The sequence below is a fragment of the Arthrobacter sp. G.S.26 genome (assembly GCF_050847375.1).
In the GTDB taxonomy this organism is placed as follows: domain Bacteria; phylum Actinomycetota; class Actinomycetes; order Actinomycetales; family Micrococcaceae; genus Arthrobacter.
The window spans coordinates 636865-656109 of the sequence record NZ_CP193752.1; the positions used below are offsets into that span (position 1 = coordinate 636865).

A 19245-nucleotide genomic window follows, 5' to 3' on the forward strand; every position below is an offset into this window, starting at 1 on the left:
GGGTGCGGGTGTCAGTAGCCCACGCCGGCGAAGGCCAGGGCCTGCCGGATGAGCCCGCCGCGGCCGCCGACGAACTCCAGCTGCACGCCGGGGCTGAGGACCTCGTCCGGGGTCATCCAGGTCAGTTCCAGGGCGTCCTGCCTCGGTTCGCACTCTCCCGTGACCGGGATGACGTACGCCAGGGACACCGCGTGTTGGCGTTCGTCGGTGAACCCCGTCTGCGACGGTGCGGGGAAGTATTCGGCCACGGTGAAGGGCACCGGGCTGATGGGCAGCTGCGGGAAGGCCAGCGGACCGAGGTCCTTTTCCATGTGCCGGAGCAGGGCGGCGCGGATTGTTTCGCGGTAGATGACGCGGCCCGATACAAGCGACCGGACCATGGTGCCGTCCTCGTCCGCCTGCAGGAGGGTCCCCACCTCGTTGACGAAGCCCAGCGGGTCCAGCCGAACGGGCACCGCCTCGACGTACACCATGGGCAGCCGCCCGCGGGCCTCAAAAAGGTCTTCTTCGGAAAGCCAGCCGGGATTCGGGTCAGGTGTGCGCACGTTCATGGTTAAGTTCTACCCCATGGGAGGGCGCCGGGTGATCCACAGCTCTCCGGGGGCAGGGGTGGCGGTTCCGTCGACGGCGCCGCCCGCCGTACTTTCGCCGGCCCCTTGTCCGGCTGTAGCATCCGTCCCGGGCGCGGCGTTCCCACCGGCGCCAGGCACGGTGCCCTTCCCGGGGTCCTGCCCGGCGTCCGGGTGTGGAACCCGCAGGAGGCTGCCCGGTCCGTCCGGTCCCTGGCCGGCCAGGGCAGCGGCGAAGCCGGCGGCCTGGAGCCGCCCGCACAGGGCGGCCAGGTCGCCGTCGTACTCAAAACCAAGGCCGGAGCGGGCCGGGCCGTGTCCCGGCCTGACCAGGATGACGCCGCCGTTTTTGGCCGTGAACGCAGAGGCGTCGGCGGCGGCATGACCGGTCCTGGGCCGGGCACCGATCCAGCCCAGGGTCCGGGCCGCTGCGGATGGGTCTTCCGTGAACCAGAGTCCCACAACGGCCAGAGCCGGATCCGCGCCCACTGTGGGTACGGCAGGGTTGGCGGTCGCCGCCAGGAAGGAAAAGCCGTCCGGGGCGCTGATGCCGCAGCTGGCGCCGTCGCCGGACATTACTGCCGGGATCCGGCCGTCGCCCTGGGCGTCGAGGTTGGTGCGGCGGGCAAACTCGGCCAGGACGCGCACCTCGAAGCCGAGCTCAGCCCGCCCGGCCAGGCCGGGGAGGGCAGGGTGGGCAGGCTGCAGCGAGATCCTGCCGGATCCTGCGTCGAACGTGCGGCCGTTACCCGTGGCGGGGACCATGCCCAGGGCAACGAGCAACCGTTGCCACTCCAGGAGCCTGGCGGTGTGCTGAAAGGGCCGGACGCGGAGCATGGCGGATCCTTGGGGTGCTGGCGGATGGTGACGGGACGCCGTGCCCGGCTGGGCGGTGGGCCGGAGACCGGGCGGCAAAGCTCCCGGTGCCCCCAAGCCATCCTGTCACGGGCGGGACGTGGCTGCGGCGGGTGGCGTTGATGGTGTCGCAGCGATGGTCTGCACGGCAGAATGGTGCCATGGCGATCGAACTCGAGGAACTGCTGGTGCCCGACGCTGCCGCCTGGCGGTCCTGGCTCGAGGCGAACCACGCTGACAGTCCCGGGGTGTGGCTGGTCCTGCACAAAAAGGGCGGGACGGTGACTGGGATCAACTACGCCGCGGCGTTGGATGAAGCCCTGTGTTTCGGCTGGATTGACGGCCAGGCCAGGAAGCGTGACGCCGAAAGTTCGTTCCAGCGGATGACACCCCGCGGCCGCCGCAGCGTCTGGTCCGCCCGGAACGTCACCTACGTGGCCCGGCTGGAGGAGGAAGGCAAAATGACGGGCGCAGGCAGGGCCGCCGTCGACGCCGCCAAAGCGGACGGCCGCTGGGCCGCTGCCTATGCCGGGCAGGCAACCGCGGAAGTTCCGGCTGACCTGGCCGCTGCGATCGCCGCCGTTCCCGCCGCCCAGGCCATGTTTGACGTCCTCACCAGGTCCAACCGGTTTGCCCTGATCAACCGCACCAACAGCGTTAAACTGGCCGCCACCCGCGAGCGGAAGATCGCTGGTTTTGTGGAGATGCTGGCCCGGAGCGAAGCGCCGTACCCGCAGAAGAAGCGCCCCGGCGACGCCTGAACGGCGCCCGGTCGCTTACGTGTCGGCCGGAAACGCGACGCCCTCGCCCACAACGCGCAGGCACAGTTCCATGCCGGGCCGGGCTATGGACGCGTTCCAGTGCCGGATGGTGATGACTTCGCCGCCGCCGGGATACCGGTGGTCGGACGTGCCTGCGAGCTCCGGCGGGACGGCCAGTTTCAGCCGGACGGTGGTTTCTGGGCCGAAGTAGTCGGTATCCACCACAACGCCGCGGATGGGACCGTCCTCGGCGATGCGGATCTGTTCCGGCCGCAGCATCAGCTGCACCCGGCCCTGGGCCGGCGGCCTGCGGACGGGGATCCCGCCGAGCGAGCAGGTGGCCAGGGAGCCTTCCAGCCAGGCGTCGAGGATCACGGCGTCGCCCAGGAACTCGGCGGTGGCCCGGTCTGCGGGCCGGGTATAGACCACAAACGGGTTCCCGATCTGCGCCAGTTTCCCGCCGCGCATCACCGCCACCTGGTCGGCGAAGGACAGGGCCTCGGCCTGGTCGTGGGTGACCAGGATGGTGGTGACGCCGGCGTCGCCCAGCACCTTGGCCACGGCCCGGCGGGTGGCCACCCGGAGGCCCGCGTCCAGCGCGGAGAACGGTTCGTCCAGGAGCATCAGGCTGGGTTCTCGGGCCAGCGCCCGGGCCAGGGCAACTCGCTGCTGCTGGCCGCCGGAAAGCTGGTGCGGGCGCCGTTTGGCCATGGCCGGGTCCAGGGAAACCATCTCCAGGAGGTCGCTGACCCTTCCGGCCACCGCGGTCCGGCCGCCCTGCAGGCGGGCCGGGTCAAGGCCGAACGCCACGTTCCGGCCCACGCTGAGGTGCGGGAAGAGCGCACCGTCCTGTGCCACGTAGCCCACGTGCCGTTTGTGCGCGGGAATCCAGACCCCGTCGCCGGCAACCTGGCTGCCGGCCAGCGTGATGCTGCCGGTGGCGGGGTGTTCGAAGCCGGCGATCAACCGCAGCAAAGTGGTCTTGCCAGATCCTGAGGGTCCCACAATCGCGGTGGTGCCGCCCCGGGCCACCGATAGGTTGACGCCCTTCAGGACCGCCTGGAACCCGAAGTTTTTGGTCACGTCCGCCACCACCAGGTGGCTGTTGGTGCTGGATGCGACGGACGATGCGATCCGCGGTTCCGGCAACCGGGAGGGGGCTTGTTCTGTCACTGTCCGGCTACTTTCTTGGACTGCTGGAAGAGCAGGTAGGTCATCGGGGCGGAGAGCAGGATCATCAGCAGCGCGTAGGGGGCGGCGCCGGCGTAATCGATTTCGCTGCTTTTGCTCCAGAATTCGGTGGCGAGCGTCCGCGTGCCGTTGGGCGAGAGCAGGAGGGTTGCCGTGAGCTCGTTGGTGATGGCCAGGAACACCAGTGCGGCTCCACCGGCGGCGGCAGGGGCCATCAGCCGCAGCGTGACCTGGACAAAGGCCGTCAGCGGCGGCTTTCCCAGGGCCTGCGCCGCCTCATCCAGTTCCTTGGGGGCCTGGGCCAGTCCGGCGCGGAGGTTAACCAGCGCGCGGGGCAAGAACAGCAGGACGTAAGCCGCCACCAGCACCCCGGCGCTTTGGTACACGCCCGGCACCAGCCGGATGCTGACGGTGACGAAGGCCAGCCCCACCACAATGCCGGGCAAGGAACTGGTGATGTAGTTGGAAAGCTCCAGGGTCTTGCTGAACCAGCCCGGGCGCCGCACCGCGAGATAGGCCATGGGGAAGGCCACCACAATCGTGGCCGCGGCGCCGGCCAGGCCGTAGCCCAGCGTGGCAGCAAGGGCCGGAACAAATTCCGCGGCGGCCCAGACGGCCGGGCCGCCGGCCGCCACCCAGCGCAGCACCAGGAACAGCGGCAGGCCGAACGCCAGCACCGTCAGCGCCAGCAGGAAAAGCTGGGCCGGCAGCTGGTACCCGCGCAGCGGCAGGCGCAGGGCCCGCGCCTGGGCACCGGGACCAATCCGCGCGTAGCGGGCTGATCCCCGGGTCCGGACCTCCGCGAGCAGCAGGAGCAGGCAAAAGAACACCAGGACGCTGGCCAGCATGTTGCCGGCGGCACCGTTGAAGGTGGACTGGAACTGGACCATGATGGCGGTGGTGAACGTGTCGAACCGGATCATGGCGAACGCGCCGTATTCAGCCAGCAGGTGCAGGGCAACCAGCAGCCCGCCGCCAGTGAGGGCGATCCGCAGCTGGGGCAGCACCACCCGGAAGAAGGTGCGCCAGGCGCCCAGCCCCAGGGACGCCGCCGACTGTTCGATCGCCGGGTCCAGGCGGCTCAGCGCCGCAGCGGCCGGGATGTACACCAGCGGAAAGTAGGAGAGCGTGGCGATCAGGACGCCCGAGCCCAGGCCGGCCAGGGACGGGACGGCAGACACCCACGCGTAGCTGTTGACAAACGCCGGGATGGCCAGCGGCGCTGCCAGGAGCACCGCCCACGTCCTGCGCCCGCGCAGCGCCGTGCGCTCCACCAGCCAGGCGCCCGCCACCCCCAGCACCAGGCAGAGCGGAACGGTGATCACGGTCAGCAGGACGGTGTTCAGCAGCAGCTCGGCCACGCGGGGCCTGAAGATGAGCCCGACGGCGGTGTCCCACCCGGTTGCCACGCTCATGTAAAGCACGTACCCCAGCGGCACCAGGGAGAAAAGCGCAATCAGGACCGCCAGCACGGACACCGCGGAAACGCCGAAAGGCGGGCGGGGGCTGCTGCCCCGGCCCGCCGCCGTCGTGCGTCCCTTGGGGGAGGCCGAAAGTCCGGGTGTCACGGAAATTAGAGGAGTCCGGCCCCGGTCATCAGTTCGGTGACCTTTTCGGAGTTGAGCTTGGCCGGATCAACGGTGGGTGCCTGCAGGTCCGTGAGGGGGACCAGCTTCTCGTTGGCCGGGATGTCGGAGGCGATGGCGTACTCGAAGGAGGTGCCGTCCTTGAGGACTTCCTGGCCCTTTGCCCCGGTGACGAACTTCAGGAACGCCTGTGCCGCTGCGGCGTTCTTCGCGGTCTTCAACACGCCGCCGCCCGAAACGGAGACAAACGCGCCCGGGTCCTGGTTCTTGAAGTAGTACGGCGTGACGTTTTTGGAGTTTTCGCCGGTCTTGGCCTGGTCGCCGTAGTAGTAGTAGTGGTAGATCAAGGCAGCGTCCACTTCGCCGGCATTGACGGCTTTCATGGCTGTGCTGTTGCCCTTGTACGCGGTGAAGTTTTCCTTCATACCGGCCAGCCACTCCTTGGTGGCGTCCTCGCCCTTGAGCTCAAGGAGGGCTGAGACGATGGCCTGGAAGTCAGCGCCGGTGGGCGACGCTGCCCACTTGCCCTTCCACTCCGGCTTGGCCAGGTCCAGCATGGACTTGGGCAGCTGGTCCGCGGACAGCTTGTTCTGGTCATAAACCAGCACGGTGGAGCGCGCGGCAATGCCGGTCCACTTGCCGGTGGAGGGCCGGAATTCTTCGGGGACCTGCTCCTGGGTGGCTTTGTCCACGTCGGCGAAGAGGCCTGCGTTCTCCACCTGCGCCATGGCCGGGGAGTTTTCGGTGAGGAAAACGTCCGCCGGTGAGGCCTGGCCTTCCTGGACGATCTGGTTGGACAGCTCGGTGTCCGAGCCCTGCCGCAGGGTGACCTTGACGCCGGTTTCGGCGGTGAAGGCATCCACCCATTCCTGGGTCAGGCTCTCGTGCTGGGCGTTGTAGACCGTGATTTCGCCGGAGACCGGCTGGCCGGCGGCCGAGGAGCCGGACGTGGTGGGGGCGGAACTGCCGCCGCAGGCGGACAGGCCGAGGGCTGCGGTGGCGGCAAGTGCGATGCCGGCCAGCGCGCGGGTGCGGATCTTCATGGCGGAACTGCTTTCTGGGGTAAGGCGGGGGAGCTGCCTATGGGCCGGGGATGCCCACCTGAGGAACTTTAGGCCAGCCAATCCTAACCAACAGTCGCGAAAACGGTTAAAGTGATGAGGCTCACACGTATTTGCCGGAGTGTTGCGCGCAGCCGCGGCCGCCGGCTCAGCTCCCCGCAGCCACGTCCGCCGCTGCCGCCAGGACCATCCAGGCCTGCAGTTGCGTGGAAAGTTCGACGGCGGTGCCCGGGGGATACGTCCCGGCTGCCGGTTGCGCGGCATGTTGGGAGAAGACGCTGGCGCCCGGGTGCCCGGCCGCGTCGTGGCCTGCTGTGCTGTGGCCTGCTGTGCTGTGGCCCGGCACCGCGCTGCGGCCGGCCCAGAACGCGGCCGCAGTGTCGGTGACGAGCCGGGCTGAGGTGGTCCGGGCTTCCCCGGGCAGCCTGCCGTCCGTGGCTGCGAGGGCCAGGTAGCGGCACAGGATTCCGGTGAAGAGCCCGGCGTCGCCCGCTCCGTCGCACCGCAGCACTTTCGTCCCGTGGTTCGCGTCCGGCCCGCTGGGTGCGGCCGGAGTGCGGGTCAGCACCCGGTCCACGGCGGCTATCAGGGCGGCCGCGCGGGCCAGGTTCGCGGTGCCGCCCAATTCCAGCAAGGCACCGAGGATGGGGCCCTGGTTGTAGGTGTAGATGTTCCGCTCCACCTGCACCGCACCGTCCGCACCCCGGCGGGCGCCGTCCAGGTACAGGCTCTGGCCGGCGTCGAAAAGGGTGCCGTCCAGCCAGTCCACCAGCGCCTGGGCTTTGGCGGGCTGGCCGGTCCGGGCGTAGAAGAGTGCCACGGGGGCCGTGGCAGGGGTGTTTTTGAAGTCCCGCTGCTTGCTCCAGAAGACGCCGCCGCCCAGGTCGTCGCTGCAGGCGGCATCAAACTGCCGGGACAGGGACTTCCGCACCCCGGCGTAACGTCGCCGCCCCGGCTTGCCGGTGTCTTCTGCCAGCCGGGCCAGCCTGAGGGTGGCCAGGGCCAGCCAGGCCATGTCGTCGTAGTAGTTGTTGACGAACGTAAAAGTGTTGCGGAGCCGGATGCCGCGGAGCAGCCGGGAGGCGAGCTTTCCGGCGCTGGCGTGGTCCGGGCCGTTGAAGCGGGCCGCAGGGGTGGCGCCGTCCGCCAACTCCTGGCGGCCGGCGTCCACCAGGCAGTCAAGGTAGTGGGCCTGCCACCAGTAGTGCCAGGGGTCCAGCAGGCTGCCGCGGAGGCGGCGCGCGGGGCCGGACAAGCCACGCCACAGGGCGCCGGAGCCGGATCCTGCGCCCTGGCCGGGCCCGCCGTCCTGGGCCGCAGCTCCGTCCGTATCCCTTGAATCGGGCAGGCCGGACCAGCTGACCGCGGCGAGGTGCGTGCCCGGAAGGTGCAGCAGCCGCCGGCCGAACAGCGCGGTGACGGAACGGGCCGCATGCGTGGCGCGCTGGTTCCAGTCCGGCAAGGCATCGTCCGCTGTGGTCATGGACTCCAGCTTAGGCGTGGGCTTGGCGCCGCGGGCAGACCGGCACCGGTGCGGGTGGTGCACGCGGCGGCAATTTCAGTTAACATTCACTAACTGATGAACCGCTGTCCTTCCGCGGTCCGCAGCACGCATCAAGGAGGATGTATGGACGTCAACGGCTCTGTTGCCCTGATTACCGGGGGCGCTTCCGGGCTGGGGGCCGCCACCGCCCGCCAGCTCTTCCGGGCAGGCGCCTCCGTGGTGCTGGTGGACCTTCCCTCCTCCGCGGGGGCCGCGTTTGCTGCGGAACTTGCCGGTACCGCCGAAGGCCAGTCCGCAGTCTTTGTCCCCGCTGACGTGACGGACGCGGCCCAGGTGCAGGCCGCCGTCGACACCGCCGTGGGACTGGGCCCGCTCCGGATCGTGGTCAACTGTGCCGGGATCGCCACCCCCGGAAAGGTGCTGGGGCGAACGGGGGTCCTCCCGCTGGCGGACTTCAACCGCGTCATCCAGGTCAACCTGATCGGCACATTCAACGTGCTCCGCCTGGCCGCCGCGGCCATGGTGGAAACCGAACCGGCGGAAACTCCGCTGGGTGGGCCGGAGCGTGGCGTTATCATCAACACTGCTTCGGTGGCCGCGTTCGACGGCCAGATCGGCCAGCCCGCCTACGCCGCCTCGAAGGGTGCTGTGGCGGCCATGACGCTGCCGCTGGCCCGGGAGCTGGCACGCTCGCTGGTCCGTGTGGTCACCATTGCCCCCGGCATCTTCGAAACACCCATGATGGCAGGGTTGCCGCAGGAGGCGCAGGATTCCCTCGGGGCGCAGGTTCCGCACCCTTCCCGGCTGGGTAAACCGGATGAGTACGCCAAGCTGGTGGCCCATATTGTGGACAACGCCATGCTCAACGGCGAAACCATCCGCCTGGACGGCGCCATCCGGATGGCACCGAAGTGACCGGCCCGGCCCCCGAACTGCCCACGGCAGACTTTTTCGGCTACGAATCACAGCTCAGCCGGCCCGAGCAGGCCAAGCTGGCCGAACTTCGGGATTTCCTGGCCGCGGAAATCGCCCCCTACGCGGGGGACTGGTGGAACAAGGCGGAATTCCCGGCGCATATCCTGCCCAAACTCGCAGTACTGGAGCTCAGCACGCCTGCCCAGCGGGGCTACAGCCACCTCTTCGCCGGGTTGGTCATCGCCGAGATGACCCGCGTGGACACGTCCATCGCCACGTTTTTCCTGGTCCACCACGACCTCTTTGTGGAATCCCTGTACTCCTTCGGCTCGGCGGAACAGAAGGAACGTTTCCTGGCGGCCGCGTCGGAACTGCGCATCACCGGGGCCTTCGCCCTGACCGAACCACAGCACGGTTCGGATGTGGCCGGTGGCATGGAAACCCGGGCCCGGCGGGTCCCGGCGCAGCCCGGGACAGGGGCGGGAACCCTGGAGGGAGCGGCCGGCGGCGGCGACACGTGGGTGCTCAACGGCGCCAAGCGCTGGATCGGCAACGGAACGTTCTGCGACTACATGCTGGTGTGGGCGCGGGATGAAGCCGACGGGGCCGTGCGTGGCTTTATTGTGGACGCCACCCTGCCGGGTGTCAGCCGCACCCGGATCGAGAACAAAATCGCCCTCCGCACCGTGCAGAACGCCGACATCGTGTTCCGGGACGTCCAGGTGGCGGAAGCTGACCGGTTTGCCGGCATCAACTCCTTCGAGGACACCAAGGAACTGCTGCGCGGGTCACGCATCATGGTGGCCTGGCAGGCCGTGGGCCAGCAGCTGGCGGCCTTCGACGAGGCCCGGCAATACGCGGTGGACCGACACCAGTTCGGCCGGCCGCTGGCACAGTTCCAGCTGATCCAGCAGCAGCTGGTCACCATGCTGGGCAACGCCGTGGCCAGCATGGCCATGATGGCAGGGCTGGCCCGGCTGCAGGACGACGGCGCCGCGGACATGGCGCGGGTGGCCCTGGCTAAGTCCTACCTCAGTGCCCGGATGCGCGAAACCGTGGCGATGGGCCGGTCCATCCTCGGCGGGAACGGCATCGTCACGGACTACCGCATGGCCCGGATCTTTTCCGACGCCGAAGCCATCTACACCTACGAGGGCTCCTTCGAGATCAATACCCTGATTGTGGGCCGCGCGGTGACGGGGATGTCCGCCATCGCCTGAGGCGCTGGCCTTAGGCTTCCCGGCCCTGGCCTTCCGGTTCGGCTGCGGCTGGTGCCGTGTCGGGCGGGAACGGCAGTTTCTCGCCGGCCTCCACCCGGACGTCGAGGCTGTTGTTGCGGACGGGCATGGGGCAGGTGCCGTACGGGCTGAAGGCGCTGGGGTAGTTGATGGCCCGGTTGAAGTCCAGGACCACGGTGGCTGTGCCATCAGCCCCGGGCCGTGGCCGGGGTGCGGACAGTTTCCGCCAGTCGTCCGTGGTGTCGCCGTTGGTGCCGTCGTGGAACGTCAGGGTGAGCGCCCCAAGCTGTTCCTCTTCAGCCTGCAGCCGGAACTCGTGGCCGCTGCCCGGAACCCGGAACACCACCTCGCCGGCAGTCCGGTGCACCCCGTCCACCAGCGGGTTGGCGGTGGCGATCGGCACATCCACCGGCTCGGGGTAGGGGTGGTAGGTCGCGGTGATTTCCCAGGCCGGGTTGTAGGCGTAGGTGGGAACGCCGCGGAAGCCGGTGAAAACCGGGGAGGCCGCGTCCCTGGTGCGGATGGCGTACTTCCCTGCCCGTTTCGCCAGCTCCACCACCACCTGGTCCCCGTCAGCGCCCCCGGACCTTACCCACAGGAGGGATTCCTCGTCGTCGAGCGTTGCCCTGATGGTCCCCGCCACCGGTTCACCGGAATCCACCAGCGACAGCCCGTCGGCGGGCACCGCGGTGAGTTCCGCCGTCGTGCCGTCCGCTGACCACAATCCCGGGGCCAGGTCGACGGCGGCGGGGGAGTCCGCCAGCCACTGGAAGGATGTCAGGGTGAGCCAGCCGTGCGGGGCCGCGAGGGCTGTGTCGCGGTTGGCGCGGAAACGCTGCCAGCGTTCCAGTTTGGCGGCGGGGGTGGTGGCCATGGTTCCTTCCGATGGTGCCTGCCACGGTACAACGGTGGCAGGCGGGGTTTTCATCCCGCCGGGAACCCGGCATCCCGGGCTGCGGGGTCCTATTGGAAGCGACACTATCTGAGACGGATTGCCACGTCCCGCCGCGCTGCGGGTAGCATCTATAGGCAGTAACGTGGCTCACAGTATCCAGCGCAGTGTACGAGCCAAGTCCGAACCCTCGAAAGATACGCTTCCATGGCTCACACTGCAGCACATCCCGAATCCGATCTTGCCTCCGAACTCAGGGCAGACGTCCGCCGGGTGTCCACTCTCCTGGGCGAATCGCTGGTCCGCCAGCACGGCCCCGAGCTCCTCGACCTCGTGGAGCAGGTCCGCCTGCTGACCAAGGAATCCAAGGAAGCGGCCCGCGGCGGAGCCGACGCCACCGGCCCGTGGAGCGCCCATGACGTGGTGGCCCAGGTCCGCGAACTCCTGGGCTCGCTGCCCATTGAGCAGGCCACCGACCTGGTGCGCGCCTTCGCGTTCTACTTCCACCTGGCCAACGCCGCCGAGCAGGTCCACCGCGTCCGCGGCCTCCGGACTCGGGCGGAAAAGGACGGCTGGCTCGCCAAGGCCGTCAATGACATCGCCGGCCAGGCCGGTCCGGAGGTACTGCAGGACGTGGTGAACGGGCTGGATGTCCGCCCCATCTTCACCGCCCACCCCACCGAAGCGTCCCGGCGCTCGGTCCTGGACAAGATCCGCAAGCTGTCGGACGTGCTGGCCGAGCACACCACCGAGGGCACCACGGCACGCCGGCGGCAGGACCGCCAACTGGCAGAGGTGATCGACCAGATGTGGCAGACCGATGAGCTCCGCCAGGTCCGGCCCACCCCCGTGGACGAAGCCCGCAACGCCATCTATTACCTGGGCAGCATCCTGACGGACGCCATGCCCGAAATGCTGACCGAATTCTCGGAGCTGCTGGGCGAGCACGGCGTCAGCCTTGCCGCCAAGGACGCCCCCATCCGCTTCGGCTCCTGGATTGGCGGTGACCGGGACGGCAACCCCAACGTCACCGCCGGGGTGACCCGGGAAATCCTCCAGATCCAGAACCAGCATGCGGTCCGGATCAGCATCGGCATGATCGACGAGCTGATCTCCATCCTTTCCAACTCCACGGCGCTGGCCGGGGCGGACAAGGAACTCCTGGATTCCATCGACGCGGACCTCGCGAAGCTGCCCGGCCTGGACAAGCGGGTCCTGGAACTGAACGCCCAGGAGCCTTACCGGCTCAAGCTGACCTGCATCAAAGCCAAGCTGATAAACACCGGCAAGCGGGTTGCGGCCGGGTCGAACCACGAACACGGCCGGGACTACAGCGGTACCGACGAGCTCCTGGCGGACCTTGACCTGCTGGAACTCTCGCTCCGGAACCACTCGGCCACCCTTGCCGCTGACGGTGCCCTGGCCCGCGTCCGCCGCGCCATTGCCTCCTTCGGCCTGCACCTGGCCACCCTGGACATCCGCGAACACGCAGACCACCACCACGACGCCGTGGGCCAGCTGATGGACCGGCTGGGCGGGCCCGGGGTCCGGTACGCCGAACTGAGCCGCGAAGAGCGGTTCGAGGTGCTCGGCTCCGAGCTGGCGTCCCGCCGGCCGCTGTCGGGTCACCCGATCAAGCTCGACGGCGCCGCCGACGGGACCTACGACGTCTTCCGCGAGGTCCGTCGCGCGCTGAAGACCTACGGGCCCGACGTCATCGAGACCTACATCATCTCCATGACCCGGGGCGCTGACGATGTCCTGGCCGCCGCAGTCCTGGCCCGGGAAGCCGGCCTGGTGAACCTTTTCGGGGAGAATCCGTACGCCAAGATCGGCTTCGCGCCGCTGCTGGAGACCGTTGAGGAACTGCGGGCCTCCGCCGAGATCATCGACCAGCTGCTCTCCGTCCCCTCCTACCGCGACCTGGTGCGGCTGCGCGGCGACGTGCAGGAAGTCATGCTGGGCTACTCGGACTCCAACAAGGAATCCGGCGTCATGACCAGCCAGTGGGAGATCCACAAGACCCAGCGGAAGCTGCGCGACATTGCCGCCAAGCACGGGGTGCGGGTCCGCCTGTTCCACGGCCGCGGCGGATCAGTGGGCCGCGGCGGCGGGCCCACCTATGATGCCATCCTGGCCCAGCCCAACGGCGTCCTGGAAGGCGAAATCAAGTTCACCGAACAGGGTGAGGTCATCGCGGACAAATACTCCCTGCCCGAGCTGGCCCGGGAAAACCTGGAACTGTCCCTCGCCGCGGTGCTCCAGGGTTCGGCCCTGCACCGGGATCCCCGGACGTCCGCCGGGCAACGCGAACGCTACGGCCAGGTGATGGAAACCGTCTCCGACGCAGCGTTCGAGCGGTACCGGAAGCTTGTGGACCACCCGGACCTGCCCGCCTACTTCATGGCCTCCACCCCCGTGGAGCAGCTGGGTTCCCTGAACATCGGCTCCCGCCCGTCCAAGCGGCCCGACTCCGGCGCCGGCCTGGGTGGCCTCCGCGCCATCCCGTGGGTGTTCGGCTGGACGCAGTCCAGGCAGATTGTGCCCGGCTGGTTCGGGGTGGGCTCCGGCCTCAAAGCTGCCCGGGAGGCAGGAAATGCCGGGCACCTGGTGGAAATGATGGAGCACTGGCACTTCTTCCGTTCAGTGCTGTCGAACGTGGAGATGACCCTGGCCAAGACGGACCTGGACATCGCCGGCTACTACGTGGCCACCCTGGTTCCGGAAGAGCTGCACCACATCTTCCGCACCATCCGGGAGGAATACGAGCTCACGGTGGCCGAGATCCAGATCCTCACCGGCGAGCACCTGCTCCTGGACGCCCAGCCAACGCTCAAGCGCTCCCTCGAGATCCGGGACCAGTACCTGGACCCCATCAGCTACCTGCAGGTGGAACTGCTGCGCCGAGTCCGGGCCGAAGCCGGCACCATCAGCGGCGCGGAAATCGACGAACGCCTCCAGCGGGCCATGCTCATCACCGTCAACGGTGTTGCAGCGGGCCTGCGCAACACGGGCTAACGCTAACCCCCCACCCCTCCCCTCCCGTTGCGCTATCACCTATGGTCCCCATCCGGGTCGGATAGGGACCGTAGGTGATAGCGCAACGGGGGTTGGATAGGGTTGGGGCATGCCTTCCTTCCAGACCCGCCTCAAGATCACCGGGCTCCGGCCAGGGAACCCGCCGGAGTCCGTGATGGACGCCGCCGTGGAGGCGCTGGGCACCCGCCACCACGTGGAATCGCACCAGCTGCAATTGGCCGGAGGCGTTCCGCAGCTGCACCTGCGGTTCCTGGTGGAGCCCACCGAATACAGCGGCGAGAACCAGCAGGCGCTGCAGTCGGCCGCCATGATGCGCGACGCCGTCGAACGCGTGGCGCTGACCGGTGCGCTGCTGGTGCTCCGGCGCAACCGCGGCCGCTGGGCGCCCGTCTGACGCGCCGCCCGGATCAGGCCAAGGGGCCGGTTTCCTCCACGGGGGAGCGGTCGCCGCGCCGCCGGGTCACAATGATGCCGACGACGGCGCCGATCACCAGGCCCAGCGCGACCCCGATCAGCGAACTTGCCCAGAACGGCAGGCGCGTGGCCGAACCCGTGAAATAGCCCAGGCCCACCAGCCAGAACGCCCACACGATGGCGCCCAGGCCTGCGCACAGGCTGAAGCCCCGCAGCGACACGTTGGCGATGCCTGCCGCCGCGCACGTGGCCAGCCTGCCGCCAGGGAGGAACCTGGCGCCGATGATGGTGCCGTAGGTGGAGGACCGGCCGGCTTTCGCCAGGCCCTGGTGGATGCCGCGGTGGACCTTCCGGCCCCACTTCCAGCGGTCCAGGATGTGGCTGAGCCGCCGGCGGAACAGCTGGAACACCACCATGTCGCCCACCCAGGATGCCAGGGCGGACAGGGCGGTAATCAGGAAGAAGTTGGCGCGGCCGTCAGCCGAGAGGGCACCGGCGGTGATCACCACCATCTCGGAAGGGATGGGAGGGAAGATGGCGTCGCCAAGCACCGCGGGGATGATCCAGAAGTAGATCGCCGCCCCCCAGCTGTCAGCGCTGCCGAAGTCCATTGCCACAAGGTACCGCACTTTGGCGGACTGCCTCGCTGAGTTCGCGGCCGCTGCGGTATTCCACTGCTTTGGCGGTGATGGGATCCACGAACCGGATGCCCCGGGCCAGGAGCTGCAGGGGCCGGGAGTAGTCATCCGGTGCCTTGTCCAGCAGGTCAGGGTAGAAGGAGTCGTTCACGATGCCCAGTCCCAGCGAGGCCATGTGGACCCGGAGCTGGTGGGTCTTTCCGGTGTGCGGCTCGAGCCGGTATCTGGCCAGCGGCGCACTTCCGGGGGTGCCGCCGTCGAACGTTTCCAGCTTTTCGATGCGGGTTTCCGCGTTCGGTTCGCCGTCAACAACCTCGGCCAGGAGGTAGCTGCGGGACTTGGTCATCCGGTTGCGGACCACCACGGGAAAGCCGACGTCGGGATGGCCCGGCGCCGGCTGGGCCGCGGACACACACTCGTAGTCCTTCTGCACCTGCCGCTTTTCGAAGAGGACCTGGTACTTGCCGCGGGTGTCCGGGTTGGTGGAAAAGAGCAGCACCCCGGCCGTCATCCGGTCCAGCCGGTGCATGGGGATCAGGTCCGGCACGTCCAGCTGGTTCCGCAGGCGCACCAGCGCCGACTCCTGGATGTAGGTGCCGCCGGGAGTGGTGGGGAGGAAATGCGGCTTGTCCACCACCAGCAGGTGCCCGTCCTGGTGCAGGATGTCCAGCTCCACAGGAATCCGGGTCTCCGGCGGGAGCGTCCGGTAGTACCAGATGAAGGTGTGGTCCCGAAGCGGAGTGGTCCGGTCCAGCGGAACGCCGCCCTCGCCGACGATCTCGCCGGCGTCGAACCTGTCCTCGATGCCCTGCGGGTCGATGTGGCCCCACCGGTGCATCATGTAGTCCATGGCGGTCTCCCACGGGCCCCCGTCCGGGAGGCGCAGGCGGGTCGCGTTGACGCCATCGCGCACGGGGAGGGGGGATTGCATCACCTGTCCATTCTACCGGTGGGCCAGGCCGTTACCGAACAGAAAAAAGTTCTTGACAATAAAAGTTGTCGGAAGGCATGCTGGAACCATGTTGGACATAGCAGTGATCGAGGACCCGGCAACCGCCGAAGTATCCCTGGACCCCATCCGGACGCGGATCCTCCATGAGCTGGCCGAGCCGGGCTCCGCCACGCAGCTGGCCGGCAAGGTGGGGCTGCCCCGGCAGAAGGTCAACTACCACCTCAAGGCCCTGGAGCGGCACGGGCTGGTGGAGCTCGTGGCGGAGCGGCGCAAGGGCAATGTGACCGAGCGGGTATTCCAGGCCACGGCCGCCTCATACCTGATCTCGCCCCAGGCGCTGGCCGCCGTGGCCCCGGATCCGCGGCGTTTCACCGACCACTTCTCGGCGTTCTGGCTCCTGGCGCTCGCCGGGCGGATGGTTGAGGAGACCGGCAAGCTGATCGCCGGCGCCGCCGCCGCCCGCCAGGCCCTGCCAACCTTCGCGATCGACGGCGAGATCACCTTCCGGTCCGCCGCCGACCGTGCCGCCTTCGCGGCGGACCTCGGGGTGGCGGTCACCGCGCTGGTGGACAAATACCACGACGGCGGGACCTCGCCGCGGGGGCGCCGGCACCGGCTGGTGGTGGCCCTCCATCCGGCACTCAAGACAACTGAAAACCCAGGCAAGGAGCCGAACAATGACTGATGACCGCAGCTTTGAAATTATCCAGGATACTGAACTTCCCGGCACGCCGGAGCGGGTCTGGGAAGCCGTGACCGCAGGGACGTCTGCTTGGATGTTCCCCACAGAGCAGTGGCCGGCGGTAAAAACGGTTGAGGAGCATCCCACCCGACTGGTGTCCCGCATGGACGGGCCGGATGGCTGGTTCAACCAGCTGGAACACGTCCTGGCGCCGCTGGCGGGCGGCCGCGCCAGCCTGCACTACGTCCACAGCGGCATCTTCGCCGACAACTGGGATGAGCAGTATGACGGCGCCAGCCGCCATACGGAGTTCTACCTCCACACCCTGGGCCAGTACCTGCAGCACTTCGACGGCAGGGCCGTGGTGTTCACGGACATCCAGGGCCCGGCGGAGTCCATCACCCCGGACGGCTTTGAGCGGCTGCGCTCGGCGCTCGGAGTGGACGCCGCCGGACCGGGTGGGCGCGTGGACGTGGAGCTCGACGGCGTCGGCCGGCTTTCTGCGGAGGTGGACTTTGCCAATAAGCATTTCCTGGGCCTGCGGACGTCCGACGCGTTGTACCGGTTCTTCGGCCGCAACGCCTGGGGTGCCCCGGTGGGCATGACGGTGCATGACTTCAGCGGGAGCGCGGACACCGGGGCCACCGCGGCGGTTTGGGGCAAGTTCCTGGCGACGGTTTGCGCCTGAAAAGACGTGGCTGCGGGCTGGCACTAGGTCCGCTCTTGGCCGCTCCGGACTAGGCGATGGCCACCCGGGGCGGCTCCGGCAGGGCCCGCCGCAGCTGCGGGGCAGCCTCCAACCGGTTCTGGGCTGACCGCAGCGCCCGGACAGCGGTTTCGAGGCTTCCGGGGTCAAGTGTGTAAGGGATCCGGACGTAGTGTTCGAAGGCCCCGCCAACTCCGAAGCGTGGTCCGGCGGCCAGGCGGACGCCGAACCCGGGTGCAATGACGGTCAAAGCCGTGCTGATGGGTGCCGGCAGCCGGCACCAAAGGGTCAGTCCGCCGTCGGGCGCCGCAGCCTGCCAGGTGGGCAGGTGCTCCGCCAGCAGCTCCTGAAGCGTGCCCCGCTGATCCCGGAGTGCTGCCAGCCGGGCCGGCAGTGGCTCCTCGAAATGCGCCATCAGATGCGCCGCGGCCAGTTGCTCGGTCAGGGGACCGCCCAGGTCCAGGGTGGTCCGTTGGGCGGCGTACCGCCGGATCTGCTCCCTGCCGGCACGGATCCACCCTGTCCGGAGGCCGGCCCAGTGCGACTTGCTGAGCGAACCGACGGATACGCAGGAGCCGAACGCTGCCACATGCTGCGAGTCCAGGCCGTTGAGGTTCAAATCGCGCAGCGTTTCATCGATGACCAGGACGGTTCCGGCGGCGGCAGCGGCCCGCACCAGGCGGCGCCGCTGCGGATCCGGCATCAGTTTGCCGGTGGGGTTGTGGAAGTCGGGCACCAGGTAGGCGACGGCGGGACGGTGCTGCTGCAGCGTTGCCTCCACGGCGTCCAGGTCCCAATGCGGCTGGCCGGGTCCGCCCACGGCGACGGGCAGCGCCCGCGCACCCGACCCGGCAATGGCGTCCAGCGCGTTCGGATAGCTGGGGTGCTCCACCAGGACTTTGGCAGGCCTGCCATGCCGGGGTCCGGCTTCAGCCCGGAGGATGATGTTCAGCGCGTGCTGCGCTCCGGAAGTAATCAGGATCTGGTCCGCTGTGGTGGGTACCCCGGCCGCGGTGTACCGGGCTGCCACTGCTTCGCGCAGGACGGGCAGGCCCAGGACCTCGTAGCCGAAGCCGGGCAGCAGCGCGGGCAGGTCGTTTAAGGCGGCCGAAAAAGCCCTGTGTACCACTTCGCCGCTCGCCGGCAGCGACGCGTAGGCCAGGTCCAGGAGACCGTCCGGGGCGGACATGCCCGGTGCTGCCACCCCGGCGGCAGACCGGGGCAGCCGGGTGCGGCCCTTGGCGCCCTGTCCGCTGCTGAGGAACCCCTGCTCCCGCAGCAGGGCGTAGGCGGCGGTGACGGTGGTGCGGGACATGCCCAGGGTCTCCGACAGCGAGCGTTCGCTGGGCAGGGGTGTGTCCAGGGGCAGGCGGCCATCAAGGACCAGCAGCCGGACAACGTCCGCCAGTTCGCGGTAGGCGGGGCCGGCGGCGCTCTGCCAGGGGCCCATCAACCGGGCAAGGGCGGCGGGATTCATGGCTCCTGGCATCAGGCCAGTATCGCAGACTGGCTATGGAATACAAGGCCAGTGCCAGGCGAGGATGGGTCAATGATGATTCGCAGACTCCTTCAACTCTTTATCGGCCTGGCCATGTACGGCTTCTCTCTGGCCCTGTTTATCCGCTCAGCCCTGGGCACTGCGCCGTGGGATGTGCTGCATCAGGGCCTGGCCGCCAGGACCGGGCTCAGCCTGGGAGCCGTGGTGATCATTGTCAGTTTTGCCGTGCTGCTGCTGTGGATCCCGCTCAAGCAGTGGCCCGGTTTTGGTACGCTGTGCAACGCCATCCTGGTGGGTGTCTTCGCTGATCTCGGGTTGGCCCTTGTTCCGCAGTTCTCCCACCTCGGCGGTCAGACCGCGGTGCTTGCCGGGGCGGTTCTCCTGAATGCCGTGGCCTCGGCCTGCTACATCGGGGCCCGCTTCGGACCCGGCGCCCGCGACGGGCTGATGACGGGCCTCGCCCGGCGGACCGGGTGGTCCGTGCGTGTGTCCCGGACCCTCATCGAAGTGGTGGTCCTGGCCGCCGGTTGGCTTCTGGGCGGCGCGGCAGGTGTGGGCACTGCCGTGTACGCGCTGGCCATCGGCCCGCTGGTGCAACTCATGATGCCGTTCTTCACCGTTCCCGAAAAGACACCCGCGAGTGTGACCCTTGCCGGGCATACCGCAGCGTCACCCGGCGCGCTGCCCCCGGCCGAACCCGGATCCGGCACACCGGCGACGGCACACCAGGCGCACGGGTGAACC

At 68.8% G+C, this 19245-nt stretch carries 18 protein-coding genes; 8 read left to right on the plus strand and 10 right to left on the minus strand.

Annotated features, from left to right (window positions below):
• Positions 1-11: 11 nt before the first annotated feature.
• Positions 12-551: an NUDIX hydrolase family protein gene (locus ACRB8A_RS03110; RefSeq protein ID WP_050684486.1), complete on the minus strand. Its 540-nt coding sequence runs from the start codon at positions 549-551 to the stop codon at positions 12-14.
• A gap of 9 nt (positions 552-560) precedes the next feature.
• Positions 561-1406, minus strand: a complete 846-nt coding sequence (locus tag ACRB8A_RS03115) for a VOC family protein (protein ID WP_200933636.1) — start codon at positions 1404-1406, stop codon at positions 561-563.
• Positions 1407-1585: 179 nt separating this feature from the next.
• Here ACRB8A_RS03115 and ACRB8A_RS03120 point away from each other — a divergent pair, with 179 nt between their 5' ends.
• Positions 1586-2185 carry a YdeI/OmpD-associated family protein gene (locus ACRB8A_RS03120; RefSeq protein WP_050684487.1) on the plus strand — a complete coding sequence of 200 codons (600 nt, stop codon included), beginning with the start codon at positions 1586-1588 and terminating at the stop codon, positions 2183-2185.
• A gap of 15 nt (positions 2186-2200) precedes the next feature.
• On the opposite strand, the gene ACRB8A_RS03125 is transcribed toward ACRB8A_RS03120, so the two are convergent.
• From ACRB8A_RS03125 to ACRB8A_RS03140, 4 genes are all read right to left on the minus strand, one after another.
• Positions 2201-3358, minus strand: coding sequence for an ABC transporter ATP-binding protein (locus tag ACRB8A_RS03125; protein ID WP_432245564.1), 1158 nt, complete (start codon positions 3356-3358; stop codon positions 2201-2203).
• Positions 3355-4944, minus strand: coding sequence for an ABC transporter permease (locus ACRB8A_RS03130; RefSeq protein WP_432245565.1), 1590 nt, complete (start codon positions 4942-4944; stop codon positions 3355-3357). Before ACRB8A_RS03130 ends, ACRB8A_RS03125 begins: the two co-directional genes overlap by 4 nt.
• Positions 4945-4949: 5 nt before the next feature.
• The gene (locus ACRB8A_RS03135; RefSeq protein ID WP_050684488.1) at positions 4950-6005 is read right to left on the minus strand and encodes an iron ABC transporter substrate-binding protein; all 1056 of its coding nucleotides are present in this window, start codon (positions 6003-6005) and stop codon (positions 4950-4952) included.
• 166 nt (positions 6006-6171) lie between these two features.
• The gene (locus tag ACRB8A_RS03140; RefSeq protein WP_432245566.1) at positions 6172-7506 is read right to left on the minus strand and encodes a glycoside hydrolase family 76 protein; all 1335 of its coding nucleotides are present in this window, start codon (positions 7504-7506) and stop codon (positions 6172-6174) included.
• A 144-nt stretch (positions 7507-7650) separates the two neighbouring features.
• On the opposite strand from ACRB8A_RS03140, the gene ACRB8A_RS03145 reads away from it, so the two are divergent.
• Entirely contained in the window at positions 7651-8442 is a 792-nt protein-coding gene (locus ACRB8A_RS03145) for an SDR family NAD(P)-dependent oxidoreductase (protein ID WP_050684490.1), read from the plus strand.
• On the plus strand, positions 8439-9662 hold the full coding sequence (locus tag ACRB8A_RS03150; RefSeq protein WP_432245567.1) for an acyl-CoA dehydrogenase family protein: 1224 nt from the start codon (positions 8439-8441) through the stop codon (positions 9660-9662). Before ACRB8A_RS03145 ends, ACRB8A_RS03150 begins: the two co-directional genes overlap by 4 nt.
• Before the next feature lie 10 nt (positions 9663-9672).
• Here ACRB8A_RS03150 and ACRB8A_RS03155 read toward each other — a convergent pair whose 3' ends face one another.
• Complete coding sequence (locus tag ACRB8A_RS03155) at positions 9673-10554, minus strand: DUF1684 domain-containing protein (protein WP_432245568.1); 882 nt, start codon at positions 10552-10554, stop codon at positions 9673-9675.
• 225 nt (positions 10555-10779) lie between these two features.
• On the opposite strand from ACRB8A_RS03155, the gene ppc reads away from it, so the two are divergent.
• Positions 10780-13590: a phosphoenolpyruvate carboxylase gene (ppc, locus tag ACRB8A_RS03160; protein ID WP_050684492.1), complete on the plus strand. Its 2811-nt coding sequence runs from the start codon at positions 10780-10782 to the stop codon at positions 13588-13590.
• 109 nt (positions 13591-13699) lie between these two features.
• Positions 13700-14005: a hypothetical protein gene (locus tag ACRB8A_RS03165; protein WP_050684493.1), complete on the plus strand. Its 306-nt coding sequence runs from the start codon at positions 13700-13702 to the stop codon at positions 14003-14005.
• A 13-nt stretch (positions 14006-14018) separates the two neighbouring features.
• On the opposite strand, the gene ACRB8A_RS03170 is transcribed toward ACRB8A_RS03165, so the two are convergent.
• Both ACRB8A_RS03170 and ACRB8A_RS03175 read right to left on the minus strand, forming a co-directional pair.
• On the minus strand, positions 14019-14636 hold the full coding sequence (locus ACRB8A_RS03170) for a DedA family protein (RefSeq protein WP_056598114.1): 618 nt from the start codon (positions 14634-14636) through the stop codon (positions 14019-14021).
• Positions 14617-15594 (minus strand): RluA family pseudouridine synthase, encoded by a 978-nt coding sequence (locus ACRB8A_RS03175; protein ID WP_432246008.1) that lies wholly within the window; start codon positions 15592-15594, stop codon positions 14617-14619. The genes ACRB8A_RS03170 and ACRB8A_RS03175 overlap by 20 nt, the downstream gene beginning before the upstream one ends.
• Before the next feature lie 88 nt (positions 15595-15682).
• Between ACRB8A_RS03175 and ACRB8A_RS03180 the strand changes: the two genes are divergently transcribed.
• Positions 15683-16300: an ArsR/SmtB family transcription factor gene (locus tag ACRB8A_RS03180; RefSeq protein ID WP_050684496.1), complete on the plus strand. Its 618-nt coding sequence runs from the start codon at positions 15683-15685 to the stop codon at positions 16298-16300.
• The gene (locus ACRB8A_RS03185; protein ID WP_432245569.1) at positions 16293-16985 is read left to right on the plus strand and encodes an SRPBCC family protein; all 693 of its coding nucleotides are present in this window, start codon (positions 16293-16295) and stop codon (positions 16983-16985) included. Before ACRB8A_RS03180 ends, ACRB8A_RS03185 begins: the two co-directional genes overlap by 8 nt.
• 49 nt (positions 16986-17034) lie before the next feature.
• On the opposite strand, the gene ACRB8A_RS03190 is transcribed toward ACRB8A_RS03185, so the two are convergent.
• The gene (locus ACRB8A_RS03190; protein ID WP_432245570.1) at positions 17035-18492 is read right to left on the minus strand and encodes a PLP-dependent aminotransferase family protein; all 1458 of its coding nucleotides are present in this window, start codon (positions 18490-18492) and stop codon (positions 17035-17037) included.
• A gap of 60 nt (positions 18493-18552) precedes the next feature.
• Between ACRB8A_RS03190 and ACRB8A_RS03195 the strand changes: the two genes are divergently transcribed.
• On the plus strand, positions 18553-19242 hold the full coding sequence (locus ACRB8A_RS03195; RefSeq protein WP_082178197.1) for a YczE/YyaS/YitT family protein: 690 nt from the start codon (positions 18553-18555) through the stop codon (positions 19240-19242).
• Positions 19243-19245 lie beyond the last annotated feature (3 nt).